Annotated in this window: 9 protein-coding genes; all 9 read left to right on the forward strand. The window is 60.9% G+C overall.

Annotated elements, in window-relative coordinates:
• The first annotated feature begins 14 nt into the window (after nucleotides 1-14).
• The 9 genes from D7S44_RS13750 to D7S44_RS13790 all read left to right on the forward strand — a co-directional run bounded on the left by D7S44_RS13750 (nucleotide 15) and on the right by D7S44_RS13790 (nucleotide 11,744).
• Nucleotides 15-1,781, forward strand: a complete 1,767-nt coding sequence (locus D7S44_RS13750) for a peptidoglycan glycosyltransferase FtsI (protein ID WP_120455711.1) — start codon at nucleotides 15-17, stop codon at nucleotides 1,779-1,781.
• Entirely contained in the window at nucleotides 1,768-3,255 is a 1,488-nt protein-coding gene (murE, locus tag D7S44_RS13755; RefSeq protein WP_120455713.1) for a UDP-N-acetylmuramoyl-L-alanyl-D-glutamate--2,6-diaminopimelate ligase, read from the forward strand. The genes D7S44_RS13750 and murE overlap by 14 nt, the downstream gene beginning before the upstream one ends.
• Nucleotides 3,252-4,610: a UDP-N-acetylmuramoyl-tripeptide--D-alanyl-D-alanine ligase gene (gene murF / locus D7S44_RS13760; protein ID WP_120455715.1), complete on the forward strand. Its 1,359-nt coding sequence runs from the start codon at nucleotides 3,252-3,254 to the stop codon at nucleotides 4,608-4,610. Before murE ends, murF begins: the two co-directional genes overlap by 4 nt.
• A complete protein-coding gene (gene mraY, locus D7S44_RS13765; protein WP_033749483.1) occupies nucleotides 4,604-5,686 on the forward strand; it encodes a phospho-N-acetylmuramoyl-pentapeptide-transferase in 1,083 nt (360 codons plus the stop codon). Before murF ends, mraY begins: the two co-directional genes overlap by 7 nt.
• A 2-nt stretch (nucleotides 5,687-5,688) precedes the next feature.
• Nucleotides 5,689-7,005, forward strand: coding sequence for a UDP-N-acetylmuramoyl-L-alanine--D-glutamate ligase (gene murD, locus D7S44_RS13770; RefSeq protein ID WP_120455716.1), 1,317 nt, complete (start codon nucleotides 5,689-5,691; stop codon nucleotides 7,003-7,005).
• Nucleotides 7,005-8,231, forward strand: a complete 1,227-nt coding sequence (ftsW, locus tag D7S44_RS13775) for a cell division protein FtsW (protein WP_120455718.1) — start codon at nucleotides 7,005-7,007, stop codon at nucleotides 8,229-8,231. The genes murD and ftsW overlap by 1 nt, the downstream gene beginning before the upstream one ends.
• Entirely contained in the window at nucleotides 8,228-9,286 is a 1,059-nt protein-coding gene (murG, locus tag D7S44_RS13780; RefSeq protein WP_120455719.1) for an undecaprenyldiphospho-muramoylpentapeptide beta-N-acetylglucosaminyltransferase, read from the forward strand. The genes ftsW and murG overlap by 4 nt, the downstream gene beginning before the upstream one ends.
• A 69-nt stretch (nucleotides 9,287-9,355) precedes the next feature.
• The gene (gene murC, locus D7S44_RS13785; protein WP_120455721.1) at nucleotides 9,356-10,831 is read left to right on the forward strand and encodes a UDP-N-acetylmuramate--L-alanine ligase; all 1,476 of its coding nucleotides are present in this window, start codon (nucleotides 9,356-9,358) and stop codon (nucleotides 10,829-10,831) included.
• Complete coding sequence (locus D7S44_RS13790; protein ID WP_120455722.1) at nucleotides 10,824-11,744, forward strand: D-alanine--D-alanine ligase; 921 nt, start codon at nucleotides 10,824-10,826, stop codon at nucleotides 11,742-11,744. The genes murC and D7S44_RS13790 overlap by 8 nt, the downstream gene beginning before the upstream one ends.
• The last annotated feature ends 1 nt before the right edge of the window (nucleotide 11,745 follow it).

An 11,745-nucleotide genomic window follows, 5' to 3' on the forward strand; every position in this document is an offset into this window, starting at 1 on the left:
AACGCTAAATCGCCATGAGCGGCGCAAGCAAAACGCTGAAGTTGAAAAAACAGGAAGATAAAGCCAGCTTTGTAAGCTGGCGTTTTGCGTTGCTGTGCGGCTGTATTTTACTGGCGCTGTTCGGCTTGCTGTCTCGCGTCGCCTGGCTGCAGGTCATCAAGCCGGATAAGCTGGTGAAAGAGGGCGATCTGCGCTCCTTGCGCGTACAGGCTATCCCCACCGCGCGCGGCATGATCAGCGATCGCGCTGGTCGTCCGCTGGCGGTCAGCGTGCCGGTCAACGCCATTTGGGCCGATCCCAAAGAGCTGCACGACGCGGGCGGCGTGACCCTCGACAGCCGCTGGAAGGCGCTTGCCGACGCGCTCTCGATTCCGCTCGATCAACTGGCGACGCGCGTCAACGCCAATCCCAAAGGACGTTTCATCTATCTGGCGCGTCAGGTCAATCCCGCCATCAGCGACTACATCAAAAAGCTCAAGCTGCCTGGCATCCATCTGCGTGAAGAGTCACGTCGCTACTATCCCGCCGGTCAGGTGACGTCTCATCTGATCGGCTTTACCAATATTGACGGGCAGGGCATCGAAGGCATCGAAAAGAGCTTCGATAAGTGGCTGACCGGCGCGCCTGGCGAGCGAACGGTGCGTAAAGATCGCAACGGCCGCGTCATTGAAGATATCTCATCGGTAGACAGCCGCGCCGCCCATAACCTGACGCTCAGCATTGACGAACGTCTGCAGGCGCTGGTTTACCGCGAGCTCAATAACGCCGTCGCGTTCAATAAAGCTGAATCTGGCTCCGCCGTGCTGGTCGAGGTTAATACCGGCGAAGTGCTGGCGATGGCGAACAGCCCGGCTTACAACCCTAATAACCTCGGTAACACGCCGAAAGAGATCATGCGCAACCGCGCCATCACCGATATTTTCGAGCCGGGCTCGACCGTTAAGCCGATGGTAGTGATGACGGCGCTGCAGCGCGGCGTGGTGCGGGAAAACAGCGTGCTTAATACCGTGCCGTATCGCGTTAATGGTCATGAAATCAAAGACGTGGCGCGATACAACGAACTGACCCTTACCGGGGTTTTGCAGAAGTCGAGTAACGTCGGTGTTTCACGACTGGCGTTAGCGATGCCCTCCTCAGCGCTTGTAGATACTTACGCGCGCTTTGGCCTGGGTAAACCGACCAATTTGGGGCTGGTCGGGGAAAGTAGTGGCTTATACCCTCAAAAACAACGGTGGTCTGACATAGAGAGGGCCACCTTCTCTTTCGGCTACGGGCTAATGGTAACCCCGTTACAGTTAGCGCGTGTCTACGCGACGATCGGCAGCTACGGCATCTTTCGACCGCTGTCGATTACTAAAGTCGATCCGCCTGTGGCGGGTGAGCGCGTCTTCCCGGAGTCGCTGGTGAAAACCGTGGTTCATATGATGGAAAGCGTCGCGCTGCCGGGCGGCGGCGGCGTGAAAGCGGCGATTAAGGGCTACCGCATCGCGATTAAAACCGGTACCGCGAAAAAAGTCGGACCGGATGGCCGTTACGTTAACAAATATATTGCTTACACCGCAGGCGTCGCGCCTGCCAGTCATCCTCGTTTTGCGCTGGTGGTGGTGATCAACGATCCCCAGGCCGGTAAATATTACGGTGGTGCGGTCTCCGCGCCGGTGTTCGGTGCCATTATGGGCGGGGTTTTACGCACCATGAATATCGAGCCGGACGCGTTGCCGACCAATGACAAAAACGAGCTGGTGACTAACAGAAGTGAGGAAAAAAGTGACAGATCGTAACCTGCGCGACTTGCTGGGCCCGTGGGTGCCAGGCGCGCCGGCGCGTCCCCTGGGTGACATGACACTGGACAGCCGCAAAGCGGCCTCCGGCGATCTGTTTGTGGCCGTCGCAGGCCACCACGCCGACGGACGGCGTTTTATTCCGCAGGCGATCGCGCAGGGCGTTGCCGCCGTGATCGCGGAAGCTGAAGGCGAAGCCAGCGATGGCGATATTCGTGAGATGCACGGCGTGCCGGTGATTTACCTGGCGCAGCTGGCGCAGCGCCTCTCCGCGCTGGCGGGGCGTTTTTATGGTCAGCCGGGCGAAAAGCAGAAGCTGATAGGCGTAACCGGCACCAATGGTAAAACCACTACCACGCAGCTGCTGGCTCAGTGGGCGCAACGGCTGGGTGAAACCGGCGCGGTGATGGGCACGGTCGGCAATGGCCTGCTCGGGCAGCTGACCGCCGCAGAGAACACGACCGGATCGGCCGTCGAGGTGCAGCATCTCTTACGGGATCTGGCGCAGCAGGGCGCAACGCTGACCGCGATGGAGGTCTCCTCGCACGGTCTGGTGCAGCATCGCGTTGCCGCGCTGCCGTTCGCCGCTGCGGTCTTTACCAACCTCAGCCGCGATCATCTTGACTACCACGGCGATATGCAGACCTACGAATCGGCTAAGAAGCTGCTTTTTACCGACCATCAGGTTGGCGAAATGATCCTTAACGCCGATGACGAAGCCGGGCGCCGCTGGCTGGCGACGCTGCCGGACGCCGTCGCCGTCACCATGGCAAATAATTTACAGCCGGGCTGTCACGGTCGCTGGGTGAAAGCCGAAGAGGTGAAGTATCACGATAACGGCGCCCATATCCGTTTCAGCTCAAGCTGGGGCGAGGGCGAATTCGACAGCCGACTGATGGGCGCGTTTAACGTCAGCAATCTGCTGCTGGCTTTCGCTACGCTGCTGGCGCTTGATTATCCGCTCGCCGATCTGGTGCGGACCGCGCCGCAGCTTCAGCCGGTCTGCGGCCGCATGGAAGTTTTCAGCGCGCCGGGCAAACCGACTGTTGTAGTGGATTACGCCCATACGCCGGACGCGCTGGAAAAAGCGCTGGAGGCTGCGCGCCTGCACTGCAAAGGCAAGCTGTGGTGCCTGTTTGGCTGCGGCGGCGATCGCGATAAAGGCAAGCGTCCCCTGATGGGCGCGATCGCCGAGCAGTTCGCGGATATTGTGGTGATTACCGACGACAATCCGCGCAGCGAAGATCCGCAGGCCATCGTTAACGACATTTTGACCGGCCTGCTCGAACCGCATCGCGCGCGCGTCGTGGCGGGACGTGCGCAAGCGGTCACTAACGCTGTGTTGCAGGCGCAACCTGACGACATCGTGCTGGTGGCGGGCAAAGGTCATGAAGATTATCAAATCGTGGGGAATCGTCATCTGGATTACTCCGACCGCGCCACGGTTGCTGCGTTATTAGGAGTGACGGCATGATCCCGGTTTCCCTTACCACTCTGGCTGAGATCAGCGGCGGCACGCTTCACGGCGGCGATCTTACGCTTAACGACGTCACTACCGATACGCGCAAAGTAACACCGGGCAGCCTCTTTGTGGCGCTGGTCGGTGAACGCTTCGACGCGCATGACTTTGCCGCTGACGCTATCGCCAGCGGCGCGCAGGCGCTGTTAGTGAGTAAGTATTTACACGTCTCCGTACCGCAGGTCGTGGTTGCCGACACGCGCATTGCGTTCGGCAAGCTGGCCGCCTGGGTGCGTCAGCAATCGAAAGCGCGCGTAGTCGCGCTCACCGGTTCGTCCGGTAAAACCTCGGTCAAAGAGATGACCGCCTCCATCCTGCGTGAATGCGGCGAAACGCTCTATACCGCGGGCAATCTGAATAACGATTTCGGCGTACCGATGACGCTGCTGCGCCTGACCGAGCAGCATCAGTATGCGGTTATCGAACTGGGCGCGAATCACCAGGGCGAAATCGCCTATACCACCGAGCTGACGCGTCCTGAGAGCGCACTGGTGAATAACCTGGCGGCGGCGCATCTGGAGGGCTTCGGTTCGCTGGCGGGCGTAGCGAAGGCGAAAGGGGAGATCTTCAACGGCCTGCCCGCGAACGGCACTGCCATTCTGAACGCCGACAGCAACGACTGGCCGCACTGGCAGGCGAACCTGCACGGCAAGCGCGTATGGCGCTTCTCGCCACAGGCGGCCGACAGCGATTTTACCGCGCGCGATATCCGTCTGACCGTAGACGGCACTCATTTCATCATGCAGACGCCGCGCGGCGACATCGACGTTACGCTGCCGCTGCCGGGTCGTCATAACATCGCTAACGCGCTGGCTGCCGCCGCGCTGGCGCTGTCGGTCGACGCGCCGCTTAGCGCCATTCAGAGCGGGCTGAAAAGCCTGCAGGCCGTTCCTGGCCGCCTGTTCCCGATTCGTCTCTCTGAGAAGCAGCTGCTGCTCGACGACAGCTATAACGCCAATGTCGGCTCGATGACGGCCGCCGCGCAAGTGCTGGGCGAAATGCCCGGCTACCGCGTAATGGTAGTAGGCGATATGGCGGAGCTGGGCGAAGAGGCGGAGCAGTGCCATCGCGAGGTCGGGCTGGCGGCGAAAGCCGCAGGGGTCGATCGCGTGCTGAGCGTCGGCGCGCTGAGCGCGCACATTAGTGAAAGCAGTGGGGTTGGCGAACATTTCGCCACAAAAACCGCGCTGACTGAACGTTTACGGACGCTGTTGTCCGAACATCGGGAATTAACCGTTTTGATTAAAGGTTCGCGTAGTGCTGCCATGGAGCAGGTCGTGCAGAACCTACAGGAGATGGGAACATGTTAGTCTGGCTGGCCGAGCATCTGGTCGCTTTTTATTCCGGCTTCAACGTCTTTTCGTATCTGACGTTTCGCGCCATTGTCAGCCTGCTGACCGCTTTATTTATCTCTTTATGGATGGGGCCTCGCCTGATTGCCTGGCTGCAAAAGCTGCAAATCGGCCAGGTAGTGCGCAACGACGGTCCGGAATCGCACTTCAGCAAGCGCGGTACGCCGACCATGGGCGGGATTATGATCCTCACCTCGATCACCGTTTCGGTGCTGATGTGGGCTTATCCTTCGAATCCCTATGTCTGGTGCGTACTGGTGGTGCTGGTGGGCTTTGGCATCATCGGCTTTGTCGATGACTATCGCAAAGTGGTGCGTAAAGACACGAAGGGCCTGATCGCGCGCTGGAAATATTTCTGGATGTCGGTGATTTCGCTGGGCGTGGCGTTTGCGCTCTACGCCGCCGGTAAAGGGACGCCCGCGACGCAGCTGGTGGTGCCTTTCTTCAAAGATATCATGCCCCAGCTTGGCCTGTTCTACGTGGTGCTCGCCTACTTCGTTATCGTCGGCACCGGCAACGCCGTTAACCTGACCGACGGTCTGGACGGGCTGGCAATTATGCCGACCGTATTCGTCGCGGCAGGGTTCGCGCTGGTGGCCTGGGCGACCGGCAACGTTAAGTTCGCTGAGTATCTCCATATTCCCTATTTACGCCATGCGGGCGAGCTGGTGATCGTCTGTACCGCTATCGTCGGGGCAGGGCTGGGCTTCTTGTGGTTCAACACCTATCCGGCGCAGGTCTTTATGGGCGACGTGGGTTCGCTGGCGCTGGGCGGCGCGCTCGGCACGCTGGCTGTGCTGCTGCGTCAGGAGTTTTTGCTGGTGATTATGGGCGGCGTGTTTGTGGTCGAGACGCTCTCTGTGATCCTGCAGGTAGGATCGTTCAAGCTACGCGGACAGCGCATTTTCCGCATGGCACCGATTCATCATCACTATGAACTGAAAGGCTGGCCGGAACCGCGCGTGATCGTGCGCTTCTGGATCATCTCGCTGATGCTGGTGCTTATTGGCCTGGCCACGCTGAAGGTACGTTAATTATGGCTGACTATCGGGGCAGAAAAGTCGTCATTATCGGGCTGGGCCTGACCGGGCTCTCCTGTGTTGATTTCTTTTTAGCGCAAGGCGTAACGCCGCGCGTGATGGATACCCGTGTGTCGCCGCCGGGACTCGACAAGCTGCCTGAGCAGGTAGAGCGCTATACCGGCGGGTTGAACAGCGACTGGCTGCTGGCGGCGGATCTTATCGTCGCGAGCCCAGGCATCGCGCTGGCGCATCCGGCGCTCAGCGAGGCGGCAGATGCGGGCGTTGAGATCGTCGGCGATATTGAGCTTTTCTGCCGCGAAGCGCAGGCGCCGATCGTCGCGATCACCGGTTCCAACGGCAAAAGCACCGTCACCACGCTGGTTGGCGAAATGGCGCGGGCCGCTGGCTGGCAGGTTGGTGTCGGCGGCAATATCGGCCTGCCGGCGCTGTCGCTGCTGAAGTCGCCCGCGCAGCTCTATGTGCTGGAGCTTTCCAGCTTTCAGCTGGAGACCACGTTCAGCCTGAAGGCCGCGGCGGCGACCATTCTTAACGTCACCGAAGATCATATGGATCGCTATCCGCTCGGCATGCAGCAGTATCGCGCCGCGAAGCTGCGTATCTATGAAAATGCGCGAGTATGCGTAGTCAACGCTGACGATGCGATGACGATGCCGGTGCGCGGCGCCGATGCGCGCTGCGTCAGTTTCGGCATCGACTTTGGCGACTATCACCTTAACCGCCAGCAGGGCGCGACCTGGCTGCGCGTGAAGGGCGAAAAAGTGCTCAACACCGACGAGATGAAACTGGTGGGGCAGCACAACTATACCAATGCGCTGGCGGCGCTGGCGCTGGCGGATGCCGTGGGCCTGCCTCGCGCTTCCAGCCTGGCGGCGCTGACCAGCTTTAGCGGGCTGGCGCATCGTTTTCAGCTGGTGCATGAGGCGAAGGGCGTGCGCTGGATCAACGACTCTAAAGCCACCAACGTCGGCAGCACCGAGGCGGCGCTTAACGGTCTGCAGGTTAAAGGCCGACTCTGGCTGCTGCTGGGCGGCGACGGCAAATCGGCCGATTTTTCCCCGCTGGCGCGCTACGTGCAGGACGAGAAGGTTCATCTCTACTGCTTTGGCCGCGATGGCGACGCGCTGGCTGCGCTGCGCCCTGACAGCGCCGTGCGCACCGAGACGATGCAGCAGGCGATGGAGCAGATTGCGCCGCAGCTGCAGCCTGGCGATATGGTATTGCTCTCGCCAGCCTGCGCCAGCCTCGATCAGTTCCGTAATTTCGAGCAGCGTGGCGACCGCTTCGCGCAACTGGCGAAGGAGTTAGGCTGATGCGTATTCCTGGCGCCGGACTGATAATCGGACTTTTTGCTTTTGTCGGCAGCCGACTGAAAGACTGGGTAATGGGCGCGCGCGAAAGCGACGACTCCGCGCTGGTGCTCTATGACCGCACGCTGCTGTGGCTGACCTTCGGCCTGGCGATTGTGGGCTTTGTGATGGTGACCTCGGCTTCTATGCCGGTCGGTCAGCGTCTGAACGACGATCCCTTTTACTTCGCCAAGCGCGACGCGTTCTATATTGCGCTGGGTCTCGGCATCGCGCTGGTCACGCTACGCGTGCCGATGGATTTCTGGCAGCGCTACAGCAACGCCATGCTGCTGGCTTCGGTAGTGATGCTGCTTATCGTGCTGGTCGTGGGCAGCTCGGTGAACGGCGCGTCTCGCTGGATCGCTCTGGGTCCGCTGCGTATTCAGCCCGCGGAGCTGTCGAAGCTGTCGCTGTTCTGCTATCTCGCCAGCTATCTGGTGCGTAAGGTCGAGGAAGTGCGAAATAACTTCTGGGGCTTCTGCAAACCGATGGGCGTGATGGTGGTGCTGGCTGTGCTGCTGCTGGCGCAGCCTGACCTCGGCACCGTGGTCGTGCTGTTCGTCACCACGCTGGCGATGCTCTTCCTGGCGGGCGCGAAGCTGTGGCAGTTCCTGGCGATTATCGGCTCCGGCATTTTCGCCGTGGTGCTGCTGATTATCGCCGAGCCCTACCGCATGCGTCGCGTGACTTCCTTCTGGAACCCCTGGGAAGATCCCTTCGGCAGCGGTTATCAGCTGACGCAGTCGCTGATGGCGTTTGGCCGCGGCGAGTTCTGGGGACAGGGGCTCGGTAATTCGGTGCAAAAGCTGGAATATCTGCCGGAAGCGCATACCGACTTTATCTTCTCCATCATCGGCGAGGAGCTGGGTTATATCGGTGTGGTTTTAGCGTTGTTGATGGTATTCTTCGTCGCTTTTCGTGCGATGTCGATTGGCCGCCGCGCGCTGGAGATCGATCAACGTTTTTCCGGCTTTCTGGCCTGCTCGATCGGCGTGTGGTTCAGCTTCCAGGCGCTGGTAAACGTCGGCGCGGCAGCGGGCATGCTGCCGACGAAAGGTCTGACGCTGCCGTTAATCAGCTACGGCGGCTCCAGCCTGCTGATTATGTCGACCGCGATCGTGTTTTTGCTGCGTATTGATTATGAAACGCGCCTGACCAAAGCGCAGGCGTTTACCCGAGGTGCCCGATGAGTGGGAAGCGTTTGATGGTGATGGCGGGCGGAACCGGCGGGCATGTCTTCCCCGGTCTGGCCGTCGCCCATCATCTGATGGAACAGGGGTGGCAGGTTCGCTGGCTCGGTACGGCCGACAGAATGGAAGCGGATCTGGTGCCGAAACACGGTATTGAGATTGATTTTATCCGCATCAGCGGCCTGCGCGGCAAGGGGCTGAAAGCGCTGCTGCTGGCGCCGATGCGTATTTTCAACGCCTGGCGTCAGGCGCGCGCCATTATGCGGGCGTGGAAGCCGGATGTGGTGCTGGGCATGGGCGGTTACGTCTCGGGGCCTGGCGGCCTCGCCGCCTGGAGCTGCGGCATCCCGGTGGTGCTGCATGAGCAGAACGGCATTGCCGGACTGACCAACAAGTGGCTGGCGAAGATCGCCAGCAAAGTGATGCAGGCGTTTCCCGGCGCCTTTCCGCATGCGGACGTCGTCGGCAACCCGGTACGTACCGATGTGCTGGCGCTGCCGCTGCCGGAGCACCGTCTGGCTAACCGCAGCGGCCCGGTCCGCGTGCTGGTGGTCGGCGGCAGCCAGGGCGCGCGCGTGCTGAATCAGACGCTGCCGCAGGTCGCGGCCGCGCTGGGCGACACGATCACGCTGTGGCACCAGACCGGTAAAGGGGCGCTGCAGGATGTGCTTAAGGCCTATCAGCAGGTCGGCCAGACACAGCATAAGGTTACGGAATTTATTGATGATATGGCGGCCGCCTACGCCTGGGCGGATGTGGTGGTTTGCCGCTCCGGCGCGCTGACCGTCAGCGAAATCGCCGCAGCGGGTTTACCGGCGATTTTCGTGCCCTTTCAGCATAAAGATCGTCAGCAGTACTGGAATGCGTTGCCGCTGGAAAAAGCGGGCGCAGCCAAAATTTTTGAGCAGCCGCAGTTTACCGCGGATGCCGTGGCGGAGACGCTGCGCCACTGGGATCGCCCCACACTATTGAACATGGCGGAAAAAGCCCGTCAGGTGGCGATCCCCGATGCAACCGAACGGGTTGCGCAAGAAGTGGCGCGCGCCGCGAAGTGATAAATCGGGTCAGCGTAGCTGGCCGGTGCCGCAACAGGCACAGATAAAGATGACAGGTAACTGAGAACGATGAATACACAACAACTGGCAAAACTGCGCTCCATTGTGCCCGAGATGCGTCGCGTCCGGCACATTCACTTTGTCGGCATCGGCGGTGCCGGCATGGGCGGTATTGCCGAAGTGTTGGCGAACGAGGGTTACCATATTAGCGGCTCCGATCTGGCGCCGAACGCGGTGACGCAGCATCTGGCGGCGCTGGGCGCCATCATTTATTTCAACCATCGCCCGGAGAACGTCACCGACGCCAGCGTCGTGGTGGTCTCCAGCGCGGTGGCGCAGGACAACCCGGAACTGGTCGCGGCGCGCGAACAGCGTATCCCCGTTATCCGTCGCGCTGAGATGCTGGCGGAGCTGATGCGTTTTCGGCATGGCATCGCCATTGCCGGAACGCACGGCAAAACCACGACTACAGCGATGGTATCAAGCATCTATGCCGAAGGCGGTCTGGATCCGACCTTCGTCAACGGCGGGCTGGTTAAGGCCGCGGGCACGCACGCGCGGCTCGGCAGCAGCCGTTACCTGATTGCGGAAGCGGACGAGAGCGACGCCTCTTTCCTGCATCTGCAGCCGATGGTGGCGGTGGTGACCAATATCGAAGCTGACCACATGGACACCTATCAGGGCGACTTTGAGAACCTGAAGCAGACATTTATTAATTTTCTGCACAACCTGCCGTTTTACGGCCGCGCGGTCATGTGCATTGATGATGTGGTGATCCGCGATCTGATCCCTCGGGTCGGACGGCACATCACCACCTACGGTTTCAGCGACGACGCTGACGTGCGCATTGAGCACTATGAGCAGCGCGGCGCGCAGGGGCATTTTACGCTGGTGCGTCATGACAAGCCGCGCCTGCAGGTGACGCTGAACGCCCCTGGCCGCCATAACGCGCTCAACGCGGCGGCGGCAGTTGCGGTAGCGAGCGAAGAGGGCATTGAAGACGACGCCATTCTCGCCGCGCTGGAAAGTTTCCAGGGCACAGGCCGTCGCTTCGACCTGCTGGGCGAATTCCCGACGGAGCCGGTGAATGGCAACCCGGGCACCGCGATGCTGGTAGATGATTACGGCCACCATCCGACGGAAGTTGACGCCACGATTAAGGCGGCGCGCGCCGGCTGGCCGGATAAAAAGCTGGTAATGGTCTTTCAGCCGCACCGTTATACGCGCACCCGCGACCTGTTCGACGATTTCGCCAATGTGCTGTCGCAGGTCGACGTGCTGCTGATGCTGGATGTCTACTCGGCGGGCGAAACGCCGATTCCAGGCGCGGACAGCCGGGCGCTGTGCCGCTCTATTCGCGGCCGCGGCAAGGTCGATCCGGTACTGGTGCCGGATCATGACGCGCTGCCGGAAATGCTGGCGCCGCTGCTGTCGGGCAACGATCTGATTCTGGTGCAGGGCGCCGGTAACGTAGGCAAAGTGGCGCGCAAGCTGGCGGAGTGCAAGCTGCAGCCGGAGCGTAAAGCGGAGGAGCGTCATGGCTGATAAAGTCGCTGTCCTGATGGGCGGCACCTCGGCGGAGCGCGAGGTTTCGCTGATGTCGGGCAAGGCAGTGCTGGCGGGGCTGCGCGAAGCGGGCATCAACGCGCACGCGGTCGACACGCGCGAAGTCTCGGTGCTGACGCTGAAAGAGCAGGGCTTCGACGCTGCCTTTATTGCGCTGCACGGTCGCGGAGGCGAAGACGGCACCCTGCAGGCGGTACTGGAATTTTTGCAGCTGCCCTATACCGGCAGCGGCGTAATGGCGTCAGCCATTACTATGGATAAGCTGCGCACCAAATTACTCTGGCAGGGGCGCGGTTTACCGTCAGGCCGTTTTGTCTGGCTGACGCGCGAGCAGTATCAGGCAGGTCTGACCGCGGAAACGCGCAACGCCGTTGAGGCGCTCGGCCTGCCGCTGTTCGTCAAGCCGAGCAGCGAAGGCTCAAGCGTCGGCATCAGCCGCGTCAACGCGCTGGAAGCGCTGCCTGCGGCGCTGGATGAAGCCTTTCGTCATGACGATAACGTGTTAATCGAAGCTTTTCTCAGCGGCGCTGAGTACACCGTCGGCATTATTGGCGATCACATTCTGCCTTCAATACGCATTCAGACCGCCAGCGAGTTCTATGACTATGAAGCAAAATACATTTCTGACGATACTCAATACTTCTGCCCGGCAGGATTAAGCGCGGAGCGGGAGGCGGAGCTGCAGAAACTGGTATGGGACGCATGGCGCGCGCTGGGCTGTAGCGGCTGGGGACGCGTAGATGTTATGGCGGACGGTGAAGGCAATTTCCAGCTGCTGGAGGTGAATACCTCGCCGGGAATGACCAGCCACAGCCTGGTGCCGATGGCGGCCAGAGAAGCGGGAATGAGCTTCTCCCGGCTGGTGGCGCGTATTCTGGAGCTGGCCGACTGAT

Source organism: Pantoea piersonii (assembly GCF_003612015.1).
Lineage (GTDB): Bacteria > Pseudomonadota > Gammaproteobacteria > Enterobacterales > Enterobacteriaceae > Pantoea > Pantoea piersonii.